Source organism: Pseudomonas ulcerans, from assembly GCF_036324125.1.
GTDB classification, from domain to species: domain Bacteria; phylum Pseudomonadota; class Gammaproteobacteria; order Pseudomonadales; family Pseudomonadaceae; genus Aquipseudomonas; species Aquipseudomonas ulcerans.
Window position 1 is genome coordinate 1 of sequence record NZ_JAZDQN010000053.1, and the last position, 26518, is coordinate 26518.

Annotated in this window: 20 protein-coding genes; 9 read left to right on the forward strand and 11 right to left on the reverse strand. The window is 64.9% G+C overall.

The window, feature by feature from the left end; all coding sequences use genetic code 11:
• Positions 1–128: 128 nt before the first annotated feature.
• Positions 129–428, reverse strand: coding sequence for a hypothetical protein (locus tag V0R59_RS28295; protein WP_330075222.1), 300 nt, complete (start codon positions 426–428; stop codon positions 129–131).
• A gap of 183 nt (positions 429–611) precedes the next feature.
• On the opposite strand from V0R59_RS28295, the gene V0R59_RS28300 reads away from it, so the two are divergent.
• The 3 genes from V0R59_RS28300 to V0R59_RS28310 all read left to right on the forward strand — a co-directional run bounded on the left by V0R59_RS28300 (position 612) and on the right by V0R59_RS28310 (position 4623).
• On the forward strand, positions 612–1115 hold the full coding sequence (locus V0R59_RS28300; RefSeq protein ID WP_330075223.1) for a sigma-70 family RNA polymerase sigma factor: 504 nt from the start codon (positions 612–614) through the stop codon (positions 1113–1115).
• On the forward strand, positions 1115–2068 hold the full coding sequence (locus V0R59_RS28305; RefSeq protein WP_330075224.1) for a FecR family protein: 954 nt from the start codon (positions 1115–1117) through the stop codon (positions 2066–2068). Before V0R59_RS28300 ends, V0R59_RS28305 begins: the two co-directional genes overlap by 1 nt.
• Before the next feature lie 95 nt (positions 2069–2163).
• A complete protein-coding gene (locus tag V0R59_RS28310; RefSeq protein ID WP_330075225.1) occupies positions 2164–4623 on the forward strand; it encodes a TonB-dependent receptor in 2460 nt (819 codons plus the stop codon).
• Between the two features lie 55 nt (positions 4624–4678).
• Here V0R59_RS28310 and V0R59_RS28315 read toward each other — a convergent pair whose 3' ends face one another.
• From V0R59_RS28315 to pdxR, 7 genes are all read right to left on the reverse strand, one after another.
• On the reverse strand, positions 4679–7069 hold the full coding sequence (locus tag V0R59_RS28315) for a TonB-dependent siderophore receptor (RefSeq protein WP_330075226.1): 2391 nt from the start codon (positions 7067–7069) through the stop codon (positions 4679–4681).
• A gap of 76 nt (positions 7070–7145) precedes the next feature.
• On the reverse strand, positions 7146–8084 hold the full coding sequence (locus tag V0R59_RS28320; RefSeq protein WP_330075227.1) for a FecR family protein: 939 nt from the start codon (positions 8082–8084) through the stop codon (positions 7146–7148).
• Complete coding sequence (locus tag V0R59_RS28325) at positions 8081–8596, reverse strand: sigma-70 family RNA polymerase sigma factor (protein ID WP_330075228.1); 516 nt, start codon at positions 8594–8596, stop codon at positions 8081–8083. The genes V0R59_RS28320 and V0R59_RS28325 overlap by 4 nt, the downstream gene beginning before the upstream one ends.
• 143 nt (positions 8597–8739) lie before the next feature.
• A complete protein-coding gene (locus tag V0R59_RS28330) occupies positions 8740–10113 on the reverse strand; it encodes an aminotransferase family protein (RefSeq protein WP_330075229.1) in 1374 nt (457 codons plus the stop codon).
• A 28-nt stretch (positions 10114–10141) separates the two neighbouring features.
• Entirely contained in the window at positions 10142–10900 is a 759-nt protein-coding gene (locus V0R59_RS28335; RefSeq protein WP_330075230.1) for an SDR family oxidoreductase, read from the reverse strand.
• A 24-nt stretch (positions 10901–10924) separates the two neighbouring features.
• On the reverse strand, positions 10925–11662 hold the full coding sequence (locus tag V0R59_RS28340) for a sulfite exporter TauE/SafE family protein (protein ID WP_330075231.1): 738 nt from the start codon (positions 11660–11662) through the stop codon (positions 10925–10927).
• A gap of 73 nt (positions 11663–11735) precedes the next feature.
• Positions 11736–13232 (reverse strand): MocR-like pyridoxine biosynthesis transcription factor PdxR, encoded by a 1497-nt coding sequence (gene pdxR, locus V0R59_RS28345; protein WP_330075232.1) that lies wholly within the window; start codon positions 13230–13232, stop codon positions 11736–11738.
• Between the two features lie 172 nt (positions 13233–13404).
• On the opposite strand from pdxR, the gene tauA reads away from it, so the two are divergent.
• From tauA to V0R59_RS28375, 6 genes are all read left to right on the forward strand, one after another.
• Positions 13405–14409: a taurine ABC transporter substrate-binding protein gene (gene tauA, locus V0R59_RS28350; RefSeq protein WP_330075233.1), complete on the forward strand. Its 1005-nt coding sequence runs from the start codon at positions 13405–13407 to the stop codon at positions 14407–14409.
• 57 nt (positions 14410–14466) lie between these two features.
• Positions 14467–15306, forward strand: a complete 840-nt coding sequence (locus tag V0R59_RS28355; RefSeq protein WP_330075234.1) for a taurine ABC transporter ATP-binding protein — start codon at positions 14467–14469, stop codon at positions 15304–15306.
• Positions 15303–16172, forward strand: coding sequence for an ABC transporter permease subunit (locus V0R59_RS28360; RefSeq protein ID WP_330075235.1), 870 nt, complete (start codon positions 15303–15305; stop codon positions 16170–16172). Before V0R59_RS28355 ends, V0R59_RS28360 begins: the two co-directional genes overlap by 4 nt.
• 294 nt (positions 16173–16466) lie before the next feature.
• Positions 16467–18602 (forward strand): catalase/peroxidase HPI, encoded by a 2136-nt coding sequence (katG, locus tag V0R59_RS28365; protein WP_330075236.1) that lies wholly within the window; start codon positions 16467–16469, stop codon positions 18600–18602.
• 118 nt (positions 18603–18720) lie between these two features.
• A complete protein-coding gene (locus tag V0R59_RS28370) occupies positions 18721–19464 on the forward strand; it encodes a class I SAM-dependent DNA methyltransferase (protein ID WP_330075237.1) in 744 nt (247 codons plus the stop codon).
• 125 nt (positions 19465–19589) lie between these two features.
• Complete coding sequence (locus V0R59_RS28375) at positions 19590–20456, forward strand: prohibitin family protein (RefSeq protein ID WP_330075238.1); 867 nt, start codon at positions 19590–19592, stop codon at positions 20454–20456.
• 377 nt (positions 20457–20833) lie between these two features.
• Here the strand turns inward: V0R59_RS28375 and V0R59_RS28380 are convergent, their stop codons facing one another.
• The 3 genes from V0R59_RS28380 to V0R59_RS28390 form a co-directional block, all read right to left on the reverse strand.
• Positions 20834–21328, reverse strand: coding sequence for a BRO-N domain-containing protein (locus V0R59_RS28380; RefSeq protein WP_330075239.1), 495 nt, complete (start codon positions 21326–21328; stop codon positions 20834–20836).
• Positions 21329–21518: 190 nt separating this feature from the next.
• On the reverse strand, positions 21519–22766 hold the full coding sequence (locus tag V0R59_RS28385) for a ribonucleotide-diphosphate reductase subunit beta (RefSeq protein ID WP_330075240.1): 1248 nt from the start codon (positions 22764–22766) through the stop codon (positions 21519–21521).
• 172 nt (positions 22767–22938) lie between these two features.
• Entirely contained in the window at positions 22939–25842 is a 2904-nt protein-coding gene (locus V0R59_RS28390; RefSeq protein ID WP_330075241.1) for a ribonucleoside-diphosphate reductase subunit alpha, read from the reverse strand.
• Positions 25843–26518: the final 676 nt, after the last annotated feature.

Genomic DNA, 26518 nt, shown 5'->3' on the forward strand with positions numbered 1-26518 from the left:
TCCATGTGAGAGTAGGTCATCGTCAAGATTAAATTCCGAAACCCCTATCTGCTTAAGCAGGTAGGGGTTTTGTCTTTTTCGGGAAAAAAATCGAGAAGAAATCGCGGAGCAGAGCCCCGCGAACAGACTTACACGAAGGCCTGGGGTGCAACGCCCCGCGGCAGGCGGCAGCGATCAGGTCGACCCGCCAGGCGCACGCGCCAGCTGGCCTTGAAGCAGAACGGCACGGCCTTAACCTGGCTCGCCTGGCGCTGCTTGCGCAGTTCTGCCAGCGACGGCGCCTTCTTCACCGGCGCGGTTTCGACCTTGGCCAGCGACCGTTGGCAGGACTTGCAATCCACTTCGGCTTCTACCGCGGAAGTGCTCAGGTTGTTGCCGAAGCGACCACAGGCGACGCTGTCGCCGTTCGATGAGTAATGCATTACCAAAACTGTAAATCTCCACTGGTGAACAAAAAGCCGCGCATTTTCTCACAGCTCGGCGACGAGAGGCCGCGTCCCGTCGGTCACTACTTATCTTGTTGCAATTGCCATCGGCAACGACGCCCAGATAGAATTGATAGCAATTCTTAATTACATCCAGCCGATCCAGGCCGGTGTCCAGTGGTCCCTATGTCGCCGACCGATCGCGCACCTCATCTGCATATAGAATCCCTCTACTGCGAGCACCATGGCTGGTTGCACGGCTGGCTCAATCGCAAGCTGGGCAACGCCCACGATGCCGCGGACCTGGCCCACGACACCTTCATCCGCCTGTTGAGCAAGCCGGCCCGCAGTTTCGGCAGCGAACCCCGCGCACTGCTGACGCATATCGCCAAAGGCCTGGTGGTCGACCGTTGGCGCCGCCAGGATGTGGAACGTGCTTATCTGGAAAGCATCGCCCACCTGCCGGAGCCGGAAGTCCCCTCGCCGGAAACCCGCTGGCTGATCCTCGAAGCCTTGTACCGTATCGACGCCATGCTCCGCGAAATGCCAACCCGGGTGCGCCAGACTTTCCTGCTCTCGCAGATCGATGGCCTGACCTACCCGCAGATCGCCGAGCAACTGGAGGTCTCGCTTATCACCGTCAAGCGCGACATGCGCGAGGCCTTCCTCGCCTGCCTGAGCGTGGCCTGATGAATTCGCAGATCGACCCGCTGATCCTCGGCGAAGCCGCCGACTGGCTGGTGCAACTGCAATCCGGCGCAGCCACCGAGGCCGACCAGCGCGCCATCCAGCTCTGGCGCAACCGCAGCCCGCAGCATGCCCAGGCCTGGCAGCGCGCCGAAGCCCTGCTGGGTGACCTGCGCGCCGTGCCTGGCAACCTGGCCAGCGACACCTTCCAGCGGCTTGACCGCAGCAAGCGCCTCGGCCGGCGCCAGGCACTGCATCGCCTCGGCCTCTTCCTCCTGGCCGGTCCGGCACTGTGGATGGCCTCCCGCGAGTTGCCCTGGCAGCAGTGGAGCGCCGACCAGCGCACCGCCATCGGCGAGCAGAAGAGCCTCACCTTGCCCGATGGCACCCGGTTGCTGATCAACACGGGCAGTGCCCTCGACATCGCGTTCAATACCCAGGAGCGGCGGATCAGATTGCTTGAAGGCGAAGTGCTGATCAGCACCGCCAAGGACCCGGCCCGCTCGTTCATCGTCGAGACCCGCCACGGTACCGCCCGTGCCCTGGGCACCCGTTTCAGCGTCCGGGTCGGCGAGCAGCGCAGCCAGGTGGCGGTGACCGAAGGTTCTGTGGAAATGCTGCCGCTCCACGGCGGTCCCGGCCTGATCCTCAAGGCGGGCGAGCAAAGCGCCTTCGGCAGTGACCTCATCGCTCCGGTACAACCGTTGGACAGTGCGGCGCTGACCTGGGAGCACGGCATGCTGGTTGCGCGGCAGATGCGCCTGGCCGACTTGCTGGACGAACTCGGCCGCTACCGCCCCGGCGTGTTGCGCTGCCACGACGCGATCGCGGGCCTGAGGGTGTCCGGCGCGTTTCCCTTGAAGGACACCGACGCCAGCCTGCGCCTGCTGCAGGACACTCTGCCGATCCGCATCAGTAGCCTGACCCGCTACTGGGTTGCCATCGAGCCGCGCTGACCCGCAAGAAATTCGCGATTTCCCTGATACCTTTTTCGATCTCCTGCGGTGAGGAAGTGAATCCTCACTTTTCTCCACGCCGACAGGAGCCACGAATGACGTCCAGTCCGTTGCAGTCCGTTTCCCGAATCAGCCCTCCACGCCTTGCCATGCAGGCGCTGAGCCTGGCCGTCGCCCTGGCGGTATCGTTACCGATGCACACGGCCCTGGCCGCCGATGCGGTGCACGACAGTGCTACCCGCGGCTACGACATCGCCCCCGGCCCGCTGGGCGATGTCCTGGCGCAGTTCGCCGCCTTGTCCGGCGTACCGCTGTCGTTCAATGCCAAGTTGCTCAACGATCGGCGTAGCCCGGGACTGCACGGCAGCTACACGACGCAGAGCGGTTTCGCCGTCCTGCTCCAGGGCAGCGGCTACACCCTGCAGAGCGCCGGCGGCAATGGCTACACCCTGGCCCCGGCGGCCAGCGGCAATGCCCTGGAACTCGGTGCCACCAATATCGATGCGAGCACCATCGGCGCCTCCGGCGATACCTATGGCGGTGGCCAGGTTGCTCGCACTGCACGTCTCGGCGTGCTGGGCAACCGCTCGATCAACGACGTACCCTTCAGCGTCGTCAGCTACACCTCGAAAGCCATCGCCGACCAGCAGGCCCGCACCGTCGGCGATGTGCTGCTGAACGACGCCGCCGTGCGCCAGTCGGCGGGTTTTGGCAACTTCTCCCAGGTCTTCACCATCCGCGGCCTGCCCTTGCAGAGCGATGACCTGGCCTTCAACGGCCTGTACGGCATCCTGCCGCGGCAGATCGTCAACACCGAGGCGGTGGAGCGGGTCGAGCTGTTCAAGGGGCCCAACGCCTTCCTCAACGGTGTCGCACCCCAGGGCAGCGGCATTGGCGGTAGCGTCAACCTGGTGCCCAAGCGCGCCGAGGACACCCCGACCCGTAGCGTCACCCTGGATTACACCAGCGACACCCAGGTCGGTGGCCACCTCGACCTCGGCCAGCGCTTCGGCGAGGACAACCGTTTCGGCGCGCGTATCAACCTGGCCCAGCGCGGCGGCGATACCGCCATCGACGACGAGAACAAGCGCACCTCGCTGATTGCCGTCGGCCTCGATTACCGCGGCGAGCGCCTGCGCCTGTCCACCGACTTCGGCTACCAGAAGCAGCGCATCGACAACGGTCGCTCGGTGGTCTACCCCAACGGCACCAAGGTCCCCAAGGCACCGTCGGCAAAGGACAACTACGCCCAGGACTGGAGCTGGTCGGAGCTGGAGGATACCTATGGCATGGTCAATGGCGAGTACGACCTGAACGACTACTGGACCCTCTATGCCGGCGCCGGTGCCAAGCACACCCGCGAGAACGGTGTGTATTCCTCGCTCTATGTAGGCAATGACGGCAGCGGCCGTACCGGTTTTCTCTACCCGCCCCACGATGAGGACAACAAGAGCGCCGTGGCCGGCCTGAACGGTCGTTTCGACACGGGCGCGGTGACCCACCAGATGAACGTGGGTCTTTCCGGCATGTGGGGCGAGCAGCGTTCGGCGTTCGAGGCGATCCTGGTCGCCAATCGCCCGGTAGGCAACCTGTACGATCCGATCCAGGTGCCACGCCCGACCAATACCTATTTCGGCAGCGATATCCACGACCCGCGCATCGTCGGCAAGAATCGCATCAAGAGTGTCGCGCTATCCGACACCCTCGGCTTCATCGACGACCGCGTCCTGCTGACTCTTGGCGTCCGGCGCCAGACCATCGAGGTGGATGCCTGGAACACCACCAGCGGTGCGCGCACTGGCAACTACGACGAGTCCATCACCACGCCGGTCTACGGCCTGGTGATCAAGCCGTGGGCGCACGTGTCGTTCTACGCCAACCGCATTGAAGGCCTGGCCCAGGGCCCGACCGCGCCGCTCAATGGCGTGACCAACCCCGGTGAAGTCTTCGCGCCCAAGCGCAGCAAGCAGACCGAGGCCGGGGTCAAGCTGGACTGGAACAGCTTCGGTGCGACCCTCGGGGTCTATCGCATCGAGCAGCCGAACAACTCCACCAGCTACACCCCCGGCGTGGTCCTCGGCACCTTCAATGTCGATGGCGAGCAGATCAACAAGGGGGTGGAGCTGAACGTCTTCGGCGAGCCGCTCGACGGCTTGCGGGTGCTGGCCGGTGCAACCTGGATGGACACCGAGCAGAAGAACACCGCCAACGGCGCCACCGATGGCAACCGCGCAGCCGGCGTGCCGCGTTTCCAGTTCAACCTGGGCGGCGAGTGGGATGTCCCGGGCATCGAGGGCGCGGCGCTCAGCGCGCGCATGCTGCGCACTGGCGGTGAGTACGTGAATGCCGCCAACACCCTGAACATCCCCGCCTGGACCCGCGTCGACCTCGGCGCCCGCTATGGCTTCAAGGCCGACGACAAGTACATCACCCTGCGCGCCAATGTCGAGAACGTGGCGAACAAGGCGTACTGGGCCTCGGCCTCGACGGCGAACAACTACCTGACCCAGGGTGAGCCGCGGACGCTCAAGGTCTCGGCTACCGTCGATTTCTGATTCAGCCAGCGTTGTCTGGCAGGGGCTGGCAAGCCAGCTCCTGCCCAAGCCGATCTCAGAATCCCGCACTCACCGAAGCCACCAGCGAAGCCGGTTTCCCCGCGTAGTTCCCCGAACTGGCGATGGTCTCGATGTAGTCCCGATCCGTCACATTGCGCGCATTCAGCGACACCCGCAGATGCTCGCTGATGTCATAGAACAGGCTGATGTCCAGCCGCCCATAGCCACTGGCACTGTAGCTGTTGGCCAGGTCGCCATAGCGCTTGCCGGCGAAGTACACCCCGGCCCCCGCACCCAGCCCGCGCAGCGCTCCATCCTGCAACTGATAGGTCGACCACAGCGAACCACTCACCACCGGCACGCCCTCCAGCCGGTTGCCTTCCTCCAGCCGGGTATCCTTCACCAGCCTGGCATCCAGCACGGCAATATTGCCGATCACGTTCCAGCCCTCGCGCAGCTCGCCGCTGACATCCAGCTCCACCCCGCGCACCCGCTGTTCACCGGTCTGGATCGAATAGCTGCTGTCCAGCGGATCGGTGGCGGACAGGTTTTCCCGGCGGATCTCGAAGGCAGAAAGGGTGGCCGCCAGGCGCTCGGGGATCAGCTCGTACTTGGCGCCGATCTCGTACTGCTCGCCGGTTTCCGGATCAAGCACGCTGCCATCGCGGGTCAGGCGGTTCTGCGGCGCGAACGAGGTGCTGTAGCTGGCATACAGGGCCAGGCGCTCGGTCGGTTGGTAGACGATGCCGGCCCGTGGCGAGGTGTCGGACGGATCGATGTGAATGTCGCTGTAGCTACCGCTTGCGGTGTAGTTGCGGTTGCGCTGGGTGACCTGGTCCCAGCGCACGCCCAGGAGCAGTTTCCACTGCTCCGTCAGATCAATCTGATCCTGCAGATAGACGCCGTAGCTTTCCTGGTTGAAACGCGAGTCTTCGCCAAAGCTGAACGGCCCCGGCTGTGCGCCGTACACCGGGTTCCAGATGTCGATGGAGGCCACGTTGGCGCGGAGCATGGTCACCGCGCGACGTCCTTTCACGTTCTCGACACCCCCCAGCAACTGATGGTGCAACCCGCCGGTGGCAAAGCGGGCGACAGCTTCGAACTGGGCGCTCAGGGAGTAGGCACTTTCGTCGAAGTCGGTGGCGCGTCGCACCAGGGTGCGCCCGTCGGCCTGCAGGGTGCGCTGGGAGATATTCAGCATGGTCTTGTTGGAATGGTCCCAGCGGGTGACCTGGCGCAAGGTCAGCCAATCGTTCAGGTCGTGCTCCAGGCGCAACCAGGCGGCACTCTTGTCACTGTTGCTGTGGGACCAGGGCTCTTCGAGAAATACTTTGTGCCGCGAGTCGACCCGGTTACCGATCACCTGCAGCCCACGGTCGTAGGGCGCATCGGTCTCGGTGTATTCCAGGCCCATGTCCAGGCGCGTGGCATCGTCCGGTGTCCAGGACAGCGACGGGGCAAAGTGGCGCCGATGACTGTCGCGGAAGTGGTCGCGGAAACTGCCTTCGGTCTGGTAGGCCATGGCCAGGCTGCCTGCCAGACCGTGCTCGGCGGACAACGGCCCGCCAAGCCAAGCCTGGCCGCGCTGGTAGTCGAACGATCCTGCCTGCAGCTTCACCTGGGCTTCCGGCACCAGCGTCGGCCGGCGCGTGACGATATTGATCAGGCCGCCCGGGTTGCCCCGGCCATACAGCACCGAGGCCGGCCCCTTGAGCACTTCGATCCGCTCGACATTGACCAGGTCGGTGAGGATCTCCGGGCGCACCGCCAGCGAGTTGGTGAGGATGCCGTCGATGGCGTAGGTGGTGCCCTGGAAGCCGCGCACGATAAAGCTCTCGACGCTGCCGCCATGGGTGTTGCCGCGCTGGATGCTGCTGACGTTGCTCAGGGCATCGGCCATGCTGTTGGCCTGCTGGTCCTCCAGGACCTGACGCGGCACGACCTGAATCGACTGTGGGATATCGCGCAGGGCAGCGTCGGTCTTGGTCCCGACGCTACTCTGCGACGCCTTGTAGCCCTGCAGCACGCCGATGGCCGAGCGGCGCTCGCCATGCAGGCCGCTGACGGTGGTGGCGTCGAGCTGGAGTGCCGACGAGGTCGGACGTGGACGCAGGACGTAGGTATTGCCGGCCTTTGGCAGCGCGTCCAGGCCGGTGCCGCGCAGCAGTTGCTCGAAGCCCTGGCGGATGCTCCAGTCGCCTTGCAGCCCGGGGCTGCGCAGGTCGCCGAGCATGGCCGGGTCGATGGGCAGGTTGACCCCCGCGCGGGCGGCGAAGCTGGCCAGGGTCTCGCTCAATGGCCCGGCTGGAATGGCATAGCGCTGCGTGTCTTCGGCCACCGCCAGCGGCGCGGCGAGCAGGCTGCCGCCGGCCAGCAGCGGTGCGCCGATGGCCCGGGCGAGCAGGGCGAGGCGGAAGGGTGAGAGGGTGGGGCTGGACTTGCGCATGGGGGCTTCCTGAACGCGGGAATGGACGGTTTCAGGGAGAGGACACGCAGCTCCGGAAAAACCCGACACGATTTTTTCAGGCGGCGTCGAGGCTCACCCAATAGCGCGTCAGCTGGCGTACGCGCACGGGGAAGGCCAGGGTCAGCGCCCGCAGTGCGGCATCGGTATCGGCCAGTTGGTAAGCGCCGGACACGCGAAGCTCGGCCACCTCTGGCGCACAACGAATCCAGCCGTGACGGTAGCGCCCCAGTTCAGCGATGAAGTCTGCCAGGCGCATGCGCTCCACCCGCAGCACACCGTCGATCCAGTCGATGCGGCTGACGGCCTGCGGCAACAGGCTCACCTGGCGCGCGGTGAGCAGCGCCTGTTCACCGGCGCCGACGCGCAGTTCGGCCTGCGTCGCGTCGCGGGGCGTGGCCATGACCGCGCCTTCGAGCACTCGCAACAGATCGTGCTCGTCCTGCTGGCGCACGGCAAAGCGCGTGCCCAGCGGCTGGAACGCGCCGCGAGCGGTCTGCAGGAGAAACGGCCGAGGATCCGCCGCCGTGCGCACGAACACTTCGCCACGGCGCAGCACCAGGGTGCGGGCGCCGGCGCTGTAGCGGATATCCACGGCAGTGTCGGTATCCAGGTGCAGTTCGCTGCCGTCGGCCAGGGTGATGCGGCGCTGTTCGCCGACGGCGGTGCTTTCATCCGCCACCAGGGTGTCCAGGGTGCCGGTTCGCGACAACGTCAGCCCCAGCGAGCCCAGCACCACCAGCGAGGTCAGGGCCTTGAGCGCGCCGCGGCGGTTCAGTGTGCTCGGGCGTTGCAGGGTCGCGCGGCCGATCGCCGGCGGGATCGCCTGCACCTGGGCACTGAAGCGCGTGGCCAGTTGCCAGGCCCGTTCATGCTCGGTATCGGCGGCACGCCAGTCGGCACAGGCCTGGCGTTCCTGCTCGCTGGCATCGGCGGCCTGCAGGCGCAGAAACCAGCGTGCGGCCTGATGGGCGACCTCGCGCTCGATCGCACTCACGACCAGTCCTCCGCGGCCAGCACGATGCATTCCTCATAGGCCTGCACCAGCCAGCGCTGCACCGAGCGCACGCTGACCGCCATGGTCGCGGCGATTTCTTCCTGGGTAAGGCCCTCGATCTGCGCCAGCAGGAATGCCCGCCGCGCCTTCGCTGGCAAGCGCGCGAGGACCTGCTCCACGGCGTTCAGCGCTTCGAGGATCGCCGCCTGGTGCTCGGCACTGGGCGCCTCGTCTTCCGGCAGGGCGGCCAGCGCTTCGAGGTACGCGTGCTCCAGCGAACGGCGGCGATACAGGTTGGCCAGCAGGCGCCGGGCGATGGTTGCCAGGTAGGCTCGCGGCTCACGCAACGTCATGTCGGGCCGGGGCGAGGTCAGCAGGCGGACGAAGGTGTCCTGGCTCAGGTCGGCGGCATCGCAACGGTTCTGCACGCGGCGCTGCAGCCAGCCGAGCAGCCAGGCGTGATGGCTGCGGTAGAGCTGTTGCACGGGGGCGTGGTCCGTTCGTGAGGGCATGGTACCGGGATAAGCAAATGGCCATTTGAGAATGGGTTGCATTCTATGGTCGCCCCTATGACCGAGGCAATGGCTGAATCACGCGGTACAAGGAAAGCCCCGGTTATTCCGGGGCTTTCGTCGTGGTGGCGGGCGGCAGTGCGTCAGGCGGTGTATTCACTGAACACGTCGTCGAGAATGCCGAGGATCTCGTCTGCCTGCTCCTGGCTGAGGGTCAGGGCCGGGCTCAGGCACAGGGTATTGTTGTAGTCGGTGAAGGAGCGATTGGTGCGGCCGATGATCAGCCCCTTGGCCATGCAGGCGCCGACGATGCCCATGGCGATCCGCTCCGGCACCGGCTCACGGGTCATACGGTCGCTGACCAGTTCCAGGCCGAGGAACAGGCCCTTGCCGCGTACGTCGCCGATCAGCGCATGGCGCTCCTTCAAGGCCAGCAGGCCGGCCATGAGGTACTCGCCCATCTGCGTGGCATTTTCCAGCAGGCCCTCGTCCTCGATGATGCGCAGGTTCTCCAGCGCCGCGGCCGGCCCTGCGGTGCAACCGCCGAAGGTGCTGATGTCGCGGAAGTAGGCGGCGCGGTCATCGGCTTCCCCGCGGAACAGCTCGAACACCGCTTCGGTGGTGACGGTGCAGGAGATTGCTGCGTAGCCTGAGGCGACGCCCTTGGCCATGGTCACGATATCGGGCTGGATACCGTAGTGCTGGTAGGCGAACCAGGTGCCGGTGCGGCCCAGGCCGCAGACCACCTCGTCGATATGAATGAGGATGTCGTACTTACGGCAGATGGCCTGGATAGCCTGGAAGTAACCCTCCGGTGGGGTGATGACGCCACCGCCGGCGGTAATCGGCTCCAGTACGACCGCGCCGATGGTGTCCGGCCCTTCCCGCAGGATCACCGCTTCCATGGCCCGGGCCGCCAGTTCGCCGTAGTTGTCCACGGCGCCGAACTGGCTGCGGTACTCGCAGCAATGGGGAAACTCGACGAAGCCCGGGGTGAACGGGCCGTACTGCATGCGTCGCTCTTCCTGGCCGGTGGAGCTGAGGCAGGTGATGGTGGTGCCGTGGTAGTCGCGCTCGCGGAAGAGGATCTTGGACTTCTTGCCGCCGTATTTGCGGTGAGCGATCTGCCGCACCATCTTGTAGGCCTTTTCATTGGCCTCGGAGCCGGAGTTGGAGAAGTACACCCGGCTCATGCCCGGCATCTTCGCGATCAGTGCTTCGGCGAAGCGCGCCGCGACCGGAGTGCCGGCACTGCCGGCGAAATAGTTGAGCTGCACCAGTTGCTCACGCACCGCATCGGCGATGCTGCTGCGTCCGTAGCCGACGTTGACGCACCAGACCCCACCCGAGGTGGCATCGAGAAACTGTTTGCCGTGGATATCCCAGACATGCAGGCCCTCGCCACGCACCATCATCGGCGGTGCGGCGTTGTCGAAGGCCTGGTGCTGGGTCAGGTGGTGCCAGACGTGGCGGCGGTCGAGGTCTTGCAGGATGGCGCCTTGGGTCATGTCGTTCATGTTCGGGCTTCCTTCGTGGCGATGGCGCTCAGGCGCGGTGGATGGCGAAGTTGTTCCAGGCCTGGCTGACCGGCATCAGTTCCAGGCTGTTGATGTTGAGGTGCGCTGGCTGTTGCAGGATCCACAGGATGGTCTCGGCGATGTCCGCCGGCTGTATGGCGTTGGCGCCCTCGTAGATCGCGTCGTAGCGCGCCTGGTCGCCGGCGAAGCGGACCAACGAGAACTCGCTTTCGCACAGTCCCGGCTCCAGGTTGGTGACGCGTACGCCGGTGCCTTGCAGGTCGCAGCGCAGGTTCAGCGAGAACTGCCGGACGAAGGCCTTGCTGGCGCCGTACACGTGGCTGCCGGGGTAGGGCCAGTTACCGGCGATGGAGCCGAGGTTGACGATGCCGGCGCCGGCACCGTGGGCGATCAGGCGCGGCAGGAGCAGGCGGGTGGCGTAGAGCAGGCCCTTGATATTGGTGTCGACCATGGTTTCCCAGTGATCGAGGTCGCAGTCCTGCGCCGGGTCGCTGCCCAGCGCCAGGCCGGCGTTGTTGACCAGGGCGCGCAGGCTGGCGAAGCGTGGCGGCAGGTTGGCGATCGCCGTCTCCATGGCGCTGCGGTCACGCACGTCGAGTACCAGTGGCAGGACGTCGGTCTGCGCCGCAAGCTCGTCGGCCAGGGCCTGCAGGCGTTCGCTGCGGCGACCGCTGATGATCAGCGACCAGCCTGCCGTCGCGAAGCGCCGGGCGCAGGCCTCGCCGAAACCGGAGGTGGCGCCGGTGATGAATACGGTGGGTTGCATGAAAAGACTCCTGGGGCGCGAGGGTCAGTGTTGCCACCAGCCGAGCAGGCCGAGGCAAGCGAGTGTCAGCAGCAGCCACTGGGTGCCCAGGGCGGCATTGCGTGGGGTGATATGGCGAAACAGGCGCTGGCCGAGCAGCAGGCCCAGGCCCAGGGCCGGCAGCAGGGCCAGTGCCTGCAGCGCGGTGGCGGGGCTGACGCCGCCGTGCAGGGCCAGGCCGGCGAGGGCGGCGATATCGACCGCGCAGAAGAACAGGATCAGCGTCGCCCGCAGCGCTGCCGGGCTCAGGCGCAGTTGGCTGAGGCAGGCCACCAGCAACGGGCCGCCGATGGAAAAGGCCGCGATCAGCGCGCCACTGACGCCACCGACCACGCCCAGGGCCATCGGCCCGCGACCGAGGGGCAGGGGAATGCGTGCCAGGCCAAACAGGGCCAGGCCGCCCACCAGCAGATAGACCGCGAGTGTCAGCCAGTGCGGATCGCTGCCACCGAGCAGCAGCACGCCGCAGGGCACCCCCAGCAGGGCCGCCAGCAACAGGCGCCGCAGCAGTTGCTGATCGGCCTCGCGCCAGGCGTTGCGCAGCAGCACCGCGCTGCTGGCGATCTCCAGGCAGAGGATCAGCGGTACCGCATCGGCCAGCGGCATCGACAGGGCCAGCCCGACCACCGCCACGGCGGCGAAACCGAAGCCGGTCAACCCGCGCACGATGGCGGCGATGAACACGCACAGGTGGCTGAAAAGAGGGGCGGGTTCGCTGATCACGGGCGGCTCCAGGTGGCAAGTGCCGCCACTCTATTCGCCCCTGTCCCCCGCGCTTAGGGCCAGACCCACTCCGTTATGGTGCCAGGGCCAGCTGGCGCATTTCTGCCCAGGCGGCGGCGAGGGCGAGGATGCCCGGTTCGATCTGCGCCTCGGCGATGGCGCCGTAGCCGAGACGGAAGAAACGCTGCGGCCGTTCGGCGTCGAGGAAATGGATGTCGCCCGGCTCGATCAGCACGCCACGCCTGGCCGCCAGGCGTTGCAACTGCCAGGCATCGAAACCCGGTGGCCCCTCGATCCATAGCGCGGAACCGCCACTCATGCCGCCGGTGTGGCACTCCGGCAGGTGCTCGGCGAGGGCCTGGCTGATGCGTGTCCACTTGCGCGACAGGCTGTCGCGCAGGCGCCGCAGGTGGGCGTCGTAGTGACCCAGGGCGAGGAACAGGGCGAGGATGCGCTGGTTGTTGGCCGGCGGATGGCGGTACTGGTAGCGGCGCAGGGCGCGCAGTTCGTGGATCAGCTCCGGCGCGGCGACGATGAAGCCGAGGCGGATGCCCGGCAGCAGGCCCTTGGTCAGGCTCCCCAGGTAGATGACCCGGCCACTCTCGTCGAAGCTCTTCAGTGCCGGGTGGTTGCCGCCCAGGTGGTTGTGCTCGCTGTCGTAGTCGTCCTCGATCACCAGGAAGTCATCCTCCCGCGCCCGCTCCAGCAAGGCCATGCGCCGGTAGACGGGCATGGTCACCCCGGTCGGCGACTGGTGGCTGGGGGTGCAGAAGATCATCTCGCAGCCCTGCAACTGCTCGTCCACCACCAGGCCCTGGCGATCGATGCGCAGCGGGCGCGGCACGCAGCCGGCCAGCAGGAGGATATTGCGCGCGTCGACGTAGCCGGGATTCTCCAGGCCCACCACCTGGCCTTCGCGACCGAGCAGGCAACCGAGCATATACAGCGAACTCTGGGTGCCGACGGTGACCAGCACCTGCTCGGCGCCGGCCTTGATGCCGCGGCGCGGCAGCACGCGCTGGAGGATCTGCTCCACCAGCAGCGGATCGTCGAGCATCACCTGGTCGTCGACCCAACTGCGCACATGGGCGCCGCTGGCGGCGATGCGCGCGCAGTCGCGCCAGCGCGCGGTGGTCTGTTCGTCGTGCTCGACCTGGCCATAGATGAAGGGGTAGCGATACTCGCGCCAGTTGCGCGGCTTGACGATGGCACGCAGGGCCGAGGGCTGCAGTTGCAGGCGCGCGTCCCAGTCCGGGGCGTGGTCCGGTCGCTGGAACAGGCGCTGCGGATGGACGGGCAGGGCGATGTTGAGCTGTTGGCGGAGAAACTTCTCGTTGATGAAGTAGCCGCGTCGCTCGGCGGGAATCAGGAAGCTGTCCTGCACCAGTTTTTCGTAGACCAGCACCACGGTGTTGCGTGACACCTTGAGCAAGCGGCTCAGCTCGCGCGACGACGGCAGCGCGTCGCCGGGCGGCAGGGCGCCGTCGAGGATGGCCTGCAGCAGGTTCTCCCGCAGTTGTTCCTGGAGGCTGCGGCCGGCTTCGAAGGGACGGAAGTAACGTTCCAGCATGGGGCGGTTTCCGGTGAGGTTGCACTGTGAATGAGCGGAGGGGGCGGGCAGGCAGATTGATGCTGTAGGTGCCGCTGCCGTCTGGCCCCACGCTTCCCCGCCTCTGGATCTAAAGCAAGGTCCGGGCCGGCACTAAGATCGCATGGCACCCGCAAACCCTCGGAGACCCGCCATGTTGAAGAACGCCCGCCGCCTGCTGTTGGCACCCGTCGTCGCCCTGTCGTTTGGCCTGGCCACTGTGGCCCACGCGGAAACCGTGACCATCGGTATCCAGAGCATGTATGCCCCCTGGAAGAACGCGATCGCCGAGAAGGCATTCGAAAAAGCCACCGGCTGGGATATCCAGTGGCGCAACTTCGACAGCGGCGGTGACGTCATGATGGCCATGGCCTCCGGCGACGTGCAGATCGGTGTCGCTGGCAGCAGCCCGATCGCCTCGGCGGTCAGCCGCGGGGTGGGGATCGAGGTGTTCTGGGTCCTCGACAACATCGCCAATGCCGAAGCCCTGGTGGTCCGCAACGGCAGCGGCATCGAGGCGCCCCGGGACCTGGCCGGCAAGACCCTGGCCGTGCCCTTCGTCTCGACCACGCACTTCCACACCCTGTTCGCCCTGGAACAGTTCGACCTGGTCGGCAAGGTCAAGGTGATCAACCTGCAACCCTCGGACATTCCGGCTGCCTGGGAGCGCGGCGACATCGACGCGGCGTTCATCTGGGACCCGGCGCTGGGCAAGCTCAAGCAGAGCGGCAAGGTGCTGATCAGTTCCGGGACCCTGAGCAGTTGGGGCAAGGCGACCTTCGAGGCCCTGGTGGCCGACAAGAACTTCGCCGCCAAGCACAAGGAGGGCATGACCGCCTTCACCCAGGTCCTGCAACGCAGCACCGCCGACTACGTCAACGCGCCTGCCACCTGGGACGTCGCCTCGCCCAAGGTGGCCAATGTCGCGCGGCTTTCCGGCGGCAAGGCCGAGGAAGTGCCGCCGGTGCTGGCCCTGTACGAATTCCCGCTGGCCGCCGACCAGGCCAGCGTCACCTGGCTGGGTGGCGGCAAGGACGGTGGTGCGGCCAAGGCGCTGGCGGCGACCGCCGAGTTCCTCAAGGAACAGAAGAAGGTTCCGGCGGTATTGCCCGACTACAGCGTTGCCATCAACGCCAGCTTCGTCGAAGCGGCGAAGTGATCGTCCGGGCCGCCGGCCTGGATGGCGGCGGTTGCGGTTATTTTCCTGGGAGTTGTCATGAGCCATAGCCTGAAAATCCACGACGTGTCGGTGGTCTATCCGAGCCAGCAGGGCGGTCAGCCAGTGACCGCGCTGTCCGGCGTCAACCTCAGCATCGAGCCGGGCGATTTCGTCATGGCCCTCGGCGCCTCCGGCTGCGGCAAGACCACCTTGCTCAACCTGATGGCCGGGTTCATTCGGCCCAGCAGCGGAGTGCTGACCCTCGGCGACTTCCACGGCCAGGTGCCGCAGCGCATCGAGCCGGGCGCGCAACTGCGCGACCAGATCAGCGGTCCCGGTGCCGAGCGCGGCGTGGTGTTCCAGAAACACGCGCTGATGCCCTGGCTCAACGTCATCGACAATGTCGCCCTGGGCCTCAAGCTGCGCGGTGTTGGCCAGCGCGAGCGGGAGGAACGGGCGATGCATTTTCTCGGCCTCACCGGCCTTGCGGAGTTCCGCCATCACGCCATCTACCAGCTGTCCGGCGGCATGCAGCAGCGGGTCGGCATCGCCCGCGCGCTGACCAACGACCCGCACATGCTGCTGCTCGACGAGCCCCTCGGTGCCCTCGACGCGCTGACCCGCGAACGCCTGCAGGAACTGCTGCTGGAGATCTGGCAGAGCACCGGCAAGATGATGTTCTTCATCACCCACGACGTGGAGGAGGCGCTGTTCATGGGCACGCGGCTGATCATCATGTCGCCCCGGCCCGGGCGCATCACCCACGAGTTCCAGCTGGACTTCGGCAAGCGTTTCCTGGAGTGCCGCAACGCCCGGCAGGTCAAGTCCATGCCGGATTTCATCGCCCTGCGCGAGCAGGTCCTGAGCATCATCCACGGCGACGAGGAGGCGGCATGAGCATGTTCGACAGCCGGCAACACAAGGCGGTGCAGCGCACCCTGCAGGCGCTGCGGCGCGGCCCGTCGGCGCGACCGGGCGAGCAATATGGCGCACCGGGCAATGGCTCCAGCCTGCTGCTCAGTTGCGTCACGGTGGCGGCCTTTCTCGCCCTGTGGTTCGCCGCGACCAACCTGGGCTGGGTCAAGCCGCTGTTCCTGCCGACGCCGCAGGCGGTGTGGGCGCAGGTCGTCGAGGTGTCCCGCGACGGCTTCGCCGATGCCTCGCTGCTGACCCATGTCGGCTGGAGTGCCCTGCGGGTGTTCAGCGCCTTCGCCCTGGCCGTGCTGACCGCCATCCCGCTGGGCATCCTCATGGGGGTGAACCGCGTGGCCCGGGGCATCTTCGACCCGCTGGTGGAGTTCTACCGCCCGTTGCCGCCGCTGGCGTACCTGCCGCTGGTGGTGATCTGGATGGGCATCGGCGAAGGCTCCAAGGTGCTGCTGATCTACCTGGCGATGTTCGCCCCGCTGGCGCTGAGTGCCCGCGCCGGCGTGCGCTCGGTGGCCATCGAGCAGATCCACGCGGCCTACTCCATGGGCGCCAGTCGTGGCCAGGTGCTGCGCCATGTGATCATGCCGGCGGCGCTGCCGGAAATGCTCACCGGCATGCGCATCGCCATCGGCTTCGGCTGGACCACGCTGGTCGCCGCCGAGATGGTCGCGGCCACTGCCGGCCTCGGTTTCATGGTGCTCAGCGCGTCCAAGTTCATGGTCACCGAGGTGGTGATCATGGGCATCCTGGTGATCGGCGTGCTGGCGCTGGCGTTCGACTTCGGCATGCGCGCCCTGGAGCGCCGCCTGGTGCCGTGGAAGGGCAGGGTGTAGCGACACTCGGGGCTGCATGGCAGCACCCGGCGTTTATTTGCGCGCAATGCAGTCACGCTGTCACAGCCTCTGCTTAACTTTCTCCCCGCGACCCGCCGTCCGTCGCAACTGCGACGGGCGCAATGGAACTCCCGGACCGCGACCCACTTCATTGCCCCTCGGCAAAGAAGAATGTGTCTATCGATCCCATAACATTCATAAATTTGTTCCATGCCGGGCACCGTCTTAGTCTTTACCCAATCGTCGGCCGCAAGCAAAAGGGCCGGTCTGCTGAGGAAAAAGGAGAAAGCAGTAATGTCGAACCAAGGTAAATGCCCGTTCCACAACACCGCCGGTAGCGGCACCAGCAATCGCGACTGGTGGCCGAATACCCTGCGTGTGGATCTGCTCAACCAGCATTCGGACCGTTCGAACCCGCTCGGGGAGAACTTCAACTACCGCGACGAATTCAAGAAGCTCGACTATTCCGCCCTGAAGGCCGACCTCAAGGCGCTGCTCACCGATTCGCAGGACTGGTGGCCGGCTGACTGGGGTAGCTACGGCGGCCTGTTCATCCGCATGGCCTGGCACAGTGCCGGGACCTACCGCACCGTCGACGGGCGCGGGGGCGCCGGTCGTGGCCAGCAACGCTTCGCGCCGCTGAACTCCTGGCCGGACAACGTCAGCCTGGACAAGGCTCGTCGCCTGCTCTGGCCGATCAAGCAGAAGTATGGCCAGAAAATCTCCTGGGCCGACCTGATGATCCTCGCCGGCAACGTCGCGCTTGAGGCTTCCGGCTTCCGTACCTTCGGCTTCGGCGCTGGTCGCGAAGACGTGTGGGAACCGGACATGGACGTCAACTGGGGCGACGAGAAAGCCTGGCTGACCCACCGTGACCCGGAAACCCTGGCCAAGAACCCGCTGTCGGCTACTGAAATGGGCCTGATCTATGTCAACCCGGAAGGCCCGAACGCCAGCGGCGACCCGGCCTCGGCGGCGGCGGCGATCCGCGCCACCTTCGGCAACATGGCGATGGATGACGAAGAAATCGTCGCCCTGATCGCCGGTGGCCACACCCTCGGCAAGACCCACGGCGCTTCCGCCGCCAGCCATGTCGGCGTCGATCCGGAAGCCGGTGGCATCGAGTCCCAGGGCCTGGGCTGGGCCAGCAGCTATGAAAGCGGTGTCGGTACCCATGCCATTACCTCCGGCCTGGAAGTGATCTGGTCGCAGACCCCGACCCAGTGGAGCAACAACTTCTTCGAAAACCTGTTCAAGTTCGAATGGACCCAGACCCGCAGCCCGGCGGGCGCCATCCAGTTCGAAGCACTGGACGCCCCGGAGATCATGCCCGACCCGTTCGACCCGTCGAAGAAACGCCGGCCGACCATGCTGGTGACCGACCTGACCATGCGTTTCGATCCCGGCTTCGAGAAGATCTCGCGGCGCTTCCTCAATGACCCGCAGGCGTTCGCCAATGCCTTCGCCCGCGCCTGGTTCAAGCTGACCCACCGCGACATGGGCCCGGTCGCCCGCTACCTCGGCCCGGAAGTGCCGAAGGAAGAACTGATCTGGCAAGACCCGCTGCCGCAAGCGCTGCACAACCCGAGCGCCAGCGATATCGCCGACATCAAGTCGCGCATCGCCGAAGCCGGCCTGTCGGTGGGCGAGCTGGTCTCGGTGGCCTGGGCCTCGGCCTCGACCTTCCGTGGTGGCGACAAGCGCGGCGGCGCCAACGGTGCGCGCCTGGCCCTGGCGCCGCAGAAGGACTGGGCGGTCAACGCCATCGCCGTCGGCACCCTGGATCGCCTCAAGGCGGTGCAGCAGGCGTCCGGCAAGGCGTCCCTGGCGGACGTGATCGTGCTGGCCGGTGTTGTCGGTATCGAGCAGGCGGCCAAGGCAGCGGGCGTGAATGTGCATGTGCCGTTCACTCCGGGGCGTGTCGATGCACGTCAGGACCAGACCGATGTCGAATCCTTCGACTATCTCGAACCGCTGGCCGACGGCTTCCGCAACTACCGCAACACGCAAAGCCCGGCGACCACCGAATCGCTGCTGATCGACCGCGCACAGTTGCTGACCCTGACCGCGCCGGAACTGACCGCGCTGGTGGGTGGCCTGCGGGTCCTGGGTGCCAACTACGACGGCAGCAAGCACGGTGTGCTCACCGCGAACGAAGGCGCGCTGAGCAACGACTTCTTCGTCAACCTGCTGGACATGGGCACCGTGTGGAAAGCGGTGGACGGCTCCACCGAGCTGTTCGAAGGCCGTGACCGCAAGACCGACGCAGTGAAGTACACCGCCACCCGCAATGACCTGGTGTTCGGTTCCAACTCCATCCTGCGGGCCTACGCCGAGGTCTACGCCAGCGAAGACGCCAAGGAGAAGTTCGCCCGTGACTTCGTCGCGGCCTGGACCAAGGTGATGAACCTGGACCGTTTCGAGCTGTAACCAGCGGTCGTTTTCCGTCGTAGCCAAGGCCCGGTGAAGTTCTGCTTCACCGGGCCTTTTTTCGTTCCGACTTCCAGATACAATGCCGCGCCCTCAACTTCCCCTCCCAGGTTTTTCCATGTCCGGCAATGCGCTCTATACCGATCTGTCGGGCTACTACGACCTGATGTGCGCCGATATCGACTATCGCGCGCAGAGTCATTGCGTGCTGCGACTGCACCAGTTGTTCGGCAATGGCGGCAAGCGCCACCTGGACCTGGCCTGCGGAACCGGGCCGCATGTGCGGCATTTCATCGATGCCGGGTTCGAGAGCGGCGGCCTGGATATCAACCAGCCGATGCTGGACAAGGCGGCGCTGCGCTGCCCCGAAGCGCATTTCGCGCTGGGCGACATGTGCGGATTTGCCGTGGCCCGGCCGCTGGACCTGATTACCTGCTTCCTCTACTCGGTGCACTACAGCGGCACTGTCGAACGGCTCAAGGCCTGTATCGCCAGCGTGCATGCGGCGCTGGCGGAGGGCGGGGTGTTCTGTTTCAACGCGGTGGACAAGCGGCGGATCGACAACGATTCGTTCGTCTCCCATTCCGCGGAACAGGAGGGCGCCCGCTTCGTCTTCCGCTCCGGCTGGGGTTACCCGGGGCAGGGCGAGCGCCAGGCGCTGCGGCTGCGCATCGAACGTAGCCAGGGCGGTGAAACCCAGATCTGGCATGACGAGCACCCGATGGTGGCGGTGAGCTTCGACGAACTGCTCGCACTGCTGGCGCCGTACTTCGAGGTGCAGGTGCTGGAGCATGATTACGACAAGCTGCTGCCCTGGGACGGAGTCTCGGGCAATGCGCTGCTCGCCTGTGTGAAGCGCTGAAACTGTCGGCCTGAGCGCAAAGATGAGAAAAAGTCTCATCGATCGCGTGACCTGCCTCTTCATTCCATGAGTTACTTCCCCACGACGCGTTGCCCTGAGCAGCGCGCTTGCACAAGGAAAGAAACATGGAAAAGGTAAACCGCCGCTGGATGACTACAGGCGGCGCCGTGGTACTGGGACTGGTCGCGCTGAGCGTGGTGCTTGGCAGTTTCTATACCGTGGATGAAAAGGAGCGCGGGGTGGTCCTGCGCAATGGTGCATTCATCGAAGTGGCAGAGCCGGGGCTGCACTGGAAACTTCCGTTCTTCGACACCGTCAAGGCGATCTCCATCCAGAACCAGGCCTCCAAATGGGAAGGTTTGCAGGCCTACAGCCGCGACCAGCAGGCCGCGCAACTGACCGTCTCCGTCTCCTGGCATGTCACCCCGGGCGAAGTGGCCGACGTCTACAAGGGCTACAGCGACCTCGACGGCCTGCTGTCCCGTGCCATCGCCCGGCAGGTGCCGACCCAGGTCGAGAACGTGTTCGGCCAGTACACCGCCGTCAATGCCGTGCAGAAACGCGGCGAACTGGTTGCGGCGATTTCGCAGGCGATCAAGTCCAACGTCAGCGGCCCGGTGGTGATCGACAGCGTCCAGGTCGAGAACATCGACTTCAGCGATGCCTATGAGCGCTCCATCGAAGAACGCATGAAGGCCGAGGTCGCGGTGAAGACCCGCGAGCAGCAACTGGAGACCGAGAAGATCCAGGCCCAGATCAGCGTCACCCAAGCCCAGGCCAAGGCCGATGCAGCGCTGGCGCAGGCCAAGGCCGAAGCACAGGCCATCGAGTTGCGTGGTAATGCCGAAGCGGCGGCGATCGAGGTTCGGGCGAAGGCGCTGGCGAGCAACCAGAACCTGGTGGAACTGACCAAGGCCGAGCGCTGGGATGGCAAGTTGCCGACGACGGTGTTGCCGGGCGGGACCATGCCGTTTATCGACGCGAAGAAGTAACTTGTTCAGCGGGTTCCAACACAGAACTTATTGATTCAACTCGGTCCTGTGGGAGCCCGCCCTGCCTTTCTGGCTAGAGAACAGCTCAAGAGCAACGCGGACCCTGTGGGAGCTGGCAAGGCAGCTCTCCTAGAACACCACATAACTTATTGATTTATTGGGGACTTGTGGGAGCGGGTTTACCCGCGATTGCGATAGTGAATTCACCGACGCCATCGCGGGTGAACCCGCTCCCACAAGGTTCGCGTCGCTCGTGGACCTGTTCTCTGCGCGACAGCGCAGCCAGAAAGGCTGGGGAGACTCCCACAGGGTCCGCGTTGTCTTCCATTTGATGCGACCAGACAGTTTTGGCCCACCTCAAGCACGCAAAGTGCGCTCTACTTTCCCCTCCACCCCGTGTCTGCTCGCTCAGTACCTTCTTCACCCAGCACCATGGGCATATCGCGCAACCTGACCCAAGGCTCGTTCTGCCAATACAGTGCGCTCAGCACTTGTTGCCCGCTCCCCCAAACCATCCGCTCCAGCCTAGGACCATCGTTGCTTACGCTATCCCGCCCATCCCGCAACACCGCCACCACCTCATGGGTCAGCCAATGCCGCAGCGCGCGGTTCTCCGGGACGTAGTGATGGGCCAGCAGGGTATAGGTACCTGACTCGCTGATCATCAGCGTCTCGACGCATCGTCCATAGTGCAGAAGCCGAACACTGCGCCACTGATCGGGATCGAGCCGGTCGACACAGCGCTTGTCGATGAACTTGCCCATCAACCGCCCGAGCTCACGGGCGCAGAACCAGGCCTGGGATTCGAGCCAGAGGGTGTGGAGAGGGCGGTTGTGGCGGGTGAAGAGGGTGGGTTCGTGGAAATTGGTCATGATCGGCTTACCTGAAAGGAGAGCCGTTAATGTCGGGAACGGAGTGCCGCCGCGTGAGCGTTCTTAAGCGCTGAAGGCAAAACCTATTCAGGCAGAGGGAAACAGTCAACCCGCCATGACTGTTTGACACATGAAGTAAAAAGGCTGCCCGAAGGCAGCCTTTTCCATAGAGCAATGCAGTGCGAGCCAATCAATCCCAGCTCAACGCCCCACCCGTCTGATACTCGATCACCCGAGTCTCGAAGAAGTTCTTCTCTTTCTTCAAGTCCATGATCTCGCTCATCCACGGGAACGGGTTGGTGGTCCCTGGGTACTCTTCCTTCAGGCCGATCTGCGACAGGCGACGGTTGGCGATGAACTTGAGGTAGTCCTCCATCATGGCCGCGTTCATGCCCAGTACGCCGCGTGGCATGGTGTCGCGTGCGTATTCGATCTCCAGCTGGGTGCCCTGCAGGATCATCTGCGAGGCTTCTTCCTTCATCTCGGCGTCCCACAGGTGCGGGTTTTCGATCTTGATCTGGTTGATCACGTCGATACCGAAGTTCAGGTGCATGGACTCGTCACGCAGGATGTACTGGAACTGCTCGGCAACGCCGGTCATCTTGTTGCGGCGACCCATGGACAGGATCTGGGTGAAGCCGCAGTAGAAGAAGATGCCTTCCAGCACGCAGTAGTAGGCGATCAGGTTACGCAGCAGTTCCTTGTCGGTCTCGACGGTACCGGTGTCGAATTCCGGATCGGAGATCGAGCGGGTGTAGCGCAGGCCCCAGGCGGCCTTTTTCGCGACCGACGGGATCTCGTGGTACATGTTGAAGATCTCGCCTTCATCCATGCCCAGCGACTCGATGCAGTACTGGTAGGCGTGGGTGTGGATCGCTTCCTCGAAGGCCTGGCGCAGGATGTACTGGCGGCACTCGGGGTTGGTGATCAGGCGGTACACGGCCAGGGCCAGGTTGTTGGCAACCAGGGAGTCGGCAGTGGAGAAGAAGCCGAGGTTGCGCATGACGATGCGACGCTCGTCGTCGGTCAGGCCTTCCGGGCTCTTCCACAGGGCGATGTCCGCGGTCATGTTGACCTCTTGCGGCATCCAGTGGTTGGCGCAGCCGTCGAGGTACTTCTGCCAGGCCCAGTCGTACTTGAACGGGACCAGTTGGTTGAGGTCGGCGCGGCAGTTGATCATGCGCTTCTCGTCGACCGCGACGCGGGCGGCGGAGCCTTCCAGCTCGGCCAGGCCTTCGGCGATGTCCAGTTCGTCCAGCGCTGCCTTGGCGCGGATCACCGCGGCGGAGTCAGCGGTGGTTACGGCGCGGGCTTCGAGGGCGGCGGCGCCACCGGCGCTGTCCAGCTTGTCGATGCCAGCAGCGGCGGATTGGCCGGCAGTGGCAGGTTTGGCGGCGGCTTCGCCGTCTTCTTTGTCGAATTCGTCCCAGCTCAGCATGGTGGGGTCTCCTGCTTGAGGGCCATTTCAGTATGGCCAGTGGATCTTGGTTGCGTTGCTTGCGTCGGGTACAGCACTGCACGCAAAAATCTGAGGCTGCCGGGGCAGTGGATACCCCGGTCTTGTTGTAGGAGAAGCAACGAGGCCCCCGGTGGGGGACCTCAGGCTCGCCTTACTGGCAGGCTTCGCAGTCCGGCTCGTCGATCGCGCAGGCCTTCGGCACTGGCGCTGGAGCGGGGGCTGCGGCCGGCTCGGCCTTGGCCTGGACCGGTGCGCTGCTGTCGCCACCACTGGACACGGCGTTGAGCTTGCCGGTGGTGATGGTCGACTTCTCGGTGCTGGTCGCGGCCAGGGCACGGAGGTAGTAGGTGGTCTTCAGGCCGCGGTACCAGGCCATGCGGTAGGTCACGTCGAGTTTCTTGCCCGAAGCGCCGGCGATGTACAGGTTCAGCGACTGCGCCTGGTCGATCCACTTCTGGCGACGGCTGGCGGCATCGACGATCCACTTGGTTTCGACTTCGAACGCAGTGGCGTACAGGTCTTTCAGCTCTTGCGGGATACGCTCGATCTGCTGCACGGAACCGTCGTAGTACTTCAGGTCGTTGATCATGACCGGGTCCCACAGGCCGCGAGCCTTCAGGTCGCGGACCAGGTACGGGTTGATCACGGTGAATTCGCCGGACAGGTTCGATTTCACGTACAGGTTCTGGTAGGTCGGCTCGATGGACTGCGATACGCCGGTGATGTTGGCGATGGTCGCGGTCGGCGCGATGGCCATGATGTTCGAGTTGCGGATACCTTTCTGTACGCGCTCGCGCACCGGAGCCCAGTCCAGGGTCTCGTCCAGGTTGACGTCGATGTACTTGGCACCACGGGCTTCGATCAGGATCTGTTGCGAATCCAGCGGCAGGATGCCCTTGGACCACAGCGAGCCCTGGAAGGTCTCGTAGGCACCGCGCTCGTCGGCCAGGTCACAGGAGGCCTGGATGGCGAAGTAGCTGACCGCTTCCATGGAACGGTCGGCGAACTCGACGGCCGCCTCGGAACCGTAGGCGATGTGCTGCAGGTACAGCGCGTCCTGGAAGCCCATGATGCCCAGGCCGACCGGGCGGTGCTTCAGGTTGGAGTTGCGCGCCTGCGGCACCGAGTAGTAGTTGATGTCGATCACGTTGTCGAGCATGCGTACGGCGGTGTGCACGGTGCGTTGCAGCTTGGCGTGGTCGAGCTTGCCGTCGACGATGTGGTTCGGCAGGTTGATCGAGCCCAGGTTGCAGACCGCGATCTCGTCCTTGTTGGTGTTCAGGGTGATCTCGGTGCACAGGTTCGAGCTGTGGACCACGCCCACGTGCTGCTGCGGGCTGCGCAGGTTGCACGGATCCTTGAAGGTCAGCCATGGGTGGCCGGTCTCGAACAGCATCGAGAGCATCTTGCGCCACAGGTCCTTGGCCTGGATGGTCTTGAACACCTTGATCTTGTTGTACTCGGTCAGGGCTTCGTAGTACTCGTAGCGCTCTTCGAAGGCCTTGCCGGTCAGGTCGTGCAGGTCTGGCACTTCCGATGGCGAGAACAGGGTCCACTTGCCGTCTTCGAAGACGCGCTTCATGAACAGGTCGGGGATCCAGTTGGCGGTGTTCATGTCGTGGGTACGACGACGATCGTCACCGGTGTTCTTGCGCAGCTCGATGAACTCTTCGATGTCGAGGTGCCAGGTTTCCAGGTAGGCGCAGACCGCGCCCTTGCGCTTGCCGCCCTGGTTGACCGCGACGGCGGTGTCGTTGACCACTTTCAGGAACGGCACGACGCCTTGCGACTTGCCGTTGGTGCCCTTGATGTAGGAGCCCAGGGCACGCACCGGGGTCCAGTCGTTGCCCAGGCCGCCAGCGAATTTCGACAGCATGGCGTTGTCGTGGATCGCGTGGTAGATGCCCGACAGGTCGTCCGGCACGGTGGTCAGGTAGCAGCTCGACAGCTGTGGACGCAGGGTACCGGCGTTGAACAGGGTCGGGGTCGAGGCCATGTAGTCGAAGGACGACAGCAGGTTGTAGAACTCGATCGCACGGGCTTCACGGTCTTTCTCGCCCAGGGCCAGGCCCATGGCGACGCGCATGAAGAACACCTGCGGCAGCTCGAAGCGCACGCCATCCTTGTGGATGAAGTAGCGGTCGTACAGGGTCTGCAGGCCCAGGTAGGTGAATTGCTGGTCGCGCTCGTGGTCGATGGCCTTGCCGATGCGCTCCAGGTCGAAGCCGGCCAGGGCCGGGTCGAGCAGTTCGAACTCGACGCCCTTGGCGATGTAGGCCGGCAGTGCCTTGGCGTACAGGTCGGCCATCTCGTGGTGGGTGGCGCTGTCGGCGACTTCCAGGAAGCCCAGGGCTTCGGCGCGCAGGGTGTCCATCAGCAGGCGGGCGGTGACGAAGGAGTAGTTCGGCTCGCGCTCGACCAGGGTACGGGCGGTCATCACCAGGGCGGTGTTGACGTCCTTGATGGCCACGCCGTCGTACAGGTTCTTCAGGGTTTCACGCTGGATCAGCGCGCCGTCGACTTCGGCCAGGTTCTCGCAGGCTTCGGAAACGATGGTGTTCAGGCGGTTCATGTCCAGCGGCGCCAGGCTGCCGTCGGCCAGGGTGATGCGGATGCTCGGGTGCGGTTGCACGGCGGCGTCGGCGTTGCCACGGGTGGCACGTTCCTTGGCGCGCTGGTCACGGTAGATCACGTAGTCGCGGGCGACTTTCTGCTCGCCGGCGCGCATCAGGGCCAGTTCGACCTGGTCCTGGATCTCTTCGATATGGATGGTGCCGCCGGATGGCATGCGGCGCTTGAAGGTGGCGGTGACCTGCTCGGTCAGGCGCGCGACGGTGTCGTGGATGCGCGACGAGGCGGCAGCGGTGCCGCCTTCAACTGCGAGGAACGCTTTGGTGATGGCCACGGTGATCTTGTCGTCGGTGTAAGGAACGACAGTGCCGTTACGCTTGATCACGCGCAGTTGGCCGGGGGCGGTCGCTGCCAGATCCTGGTTCGAATCGGCGGCCTGCGGCGCCTTGGCCTGCGGGTTCTCGCGAGTTGTGTCGGTGTGCATGGGTGTCTCCACGTTCTCTATGTTTATTCAGGCGCCGGATAGGCGCCCACCGTTCCATCCAAAGGTCCGACAGGCAGCTGTGCACGCGTGGCTGAAAAGCACTCGCGCCGCGACAGGGCGTGTACCCGACTTCGGGACGGATCAGGAAAAAGGGGCATTCGCATGCCGCTCCCTGGCCGAAGTCAAAAGTCTTGGGTCGCCGACCCAAAATCTGTTGCTGTCGGATGCGCGGCACTGGCCTGCTGCATCCATACCCGGAACAAGACCCTCACGGGGGTTTGCAACGGTCGCCTCCGCAGGAGCGGTTTGGCTGCTGGAATCACTTAAAGTTCACGCAAAAAAAACAGCCGCTGAAGGGCTTGAGTTTGTTGCCTGACCTGTGCTTGGGTTTTTGATGAAAACCCAACATGTAGTGTTTTGTTGTGACTGAGATACAAGATAATGCGGTATCCGACCTATTGCAAGGCGGCCGCCTGTGGATAACTTGTGTGTAGTTTGTGAGTGAAACGGGACAAAACGCTGTAGGCCCCGTCCTGCCGCGATGGCGCCGCCCGTCATCCTTTTTTCATGTAGGAAAAGGCAACAGGGAGTTTTTTGGGGGCGCGAACCCTATCACAAAAAATGCCGCTCACCGAGGTCGTTGGCAGGCAATTTGCCTCGTCCGCGGCGGCGGTTG

What these genes read in the sequence shown, in the direction of transcription:
- V0R59_RS28300 (WP_330075223.1), top strand. Translation starts at nt 612, where the DNA reads ATGTCGCCGACCGATCGCGCACCTCATCTGCATATAGAATCCCTCTAC.
- V0R59_RS28305 (WP_330075224.1), top strand. Translation starts at nt 1,115, where the DNA reads ATGAATTCGCAGATCGACCCGCTGATCCTCGGCGAAGCCGCCGACTGG.
- V0R59_RS28310 (WP_330075225.1), top strand. Translation starts at nt 2,164, where the DNA reads ATGACGTCCAGTCCGTTGCAGTCCGTTTCCCGAATCAGCCCTCCACGC.
- V0R59_RS28315 (WP_330075226.1), bottom strand. Translation starts at nt 7,069, where the DNA reads ATGCGCAAGTCCAGCCCCACCCTCTCACCCTTCCGCCTCGCCCTGCTC.
- V0R59_RS28325 (WP_330075228.1), bottom strand. Translation starts at nt 8,596, where the DNA reads ATGCCCTCACGAACGGACCACGCCCCCGTGCAACAGCTCTACCGCAGC.
- V0R59_RS28330 (WP_330075229.1), bottom strand. Translation starts at nt 10,113, where the DNA reads ATGAACGACATGACCCAAGGCGCCATCCTGCAAGACCTCGACCGCCGC.
- V0R59_RS28335 (WP_330075230.1), bottom strand. Translation starts at nt 10,900, where the DNA reads ATGCAACCCACCGTATTCATCACCGGCGCCACCTCCGGTTTCGGCGAG.
- pdxR (WP_330075232.1), bottom strand. Translation starts at nt 13,232, where the DNA reads ATGCTGGAACGTTACTTCCGTCCCTTCGAAGCCGGCCGCAGCCTCCAG.
- tauA (WP_330075233.1), top strand. Translation starts at nt 13,405, where the DNA reads ATGTTGAAGAACGCCCGCCGCCTGCTGTTGGCACCCGTCGTCGCCCTG.
- V0R59_RS28355 (WP_330075234.1), top strand. Translation starts at nt 14,467, where the DNA reads ATGAGCCATAGCCTGAAAATCCACGACGTGTCGGTGGTCTATCCGAGC.
- V0R59_RS28360 (WP_330075235.1), top strand. Translation starts at nt 15,303, where the DNA reads ATGAGCATGTTCGACAGCCGGCAACACAAGGCGGTGCAGCGCACCCTG.
- katG (WP_330075236.1), top strand. Translation starts at nt 16,467, where the DNA reads ATGTCGAACCAAGGTAAATGCCCGTTCCACAACACCGCCGGTAGCGGC.
- V0R59_RS28370 (WP_330075237.1), top strand. Translation starts at nt 18,721, where the DNA reads ATGTCCGGCAATGCGCTCTATACCGATCTGTCGGGCTACTACGACCTG.
- V0R59_RS28375 (WP_330075238.1), top strand. Translation starts at nt 19,590, where the DNA reads ATGGAAAAGGTAAACCGCCGCTGGATGACTACAGGCGGCGCCGTGGTA.
- V0R59_RS28380 (WP_330075239.1), bottom strand. Translation starts at nt 21,328, where the DNA reads ATGACCAATTTCCACGAACCCACCCTCTTCACCCGCCACAACCGCCCT.
- V0R59_RS28385 (WP_330075240.1), bottom strand. Translation starts at nt 22,766, where the DNA reads ATGCTGAGCTGGGACGAATTCGACAAAGAAGACGGCGAAGCCGCCGCC.
- V0R59_RS28390 (WP_330075241.1), bottom strand. Translation starts at nt 25,842, where the DNA reads ATGCACACCGACACAACTCGCGAGAACCCGCAGGCCAAGGCGCCGCAG.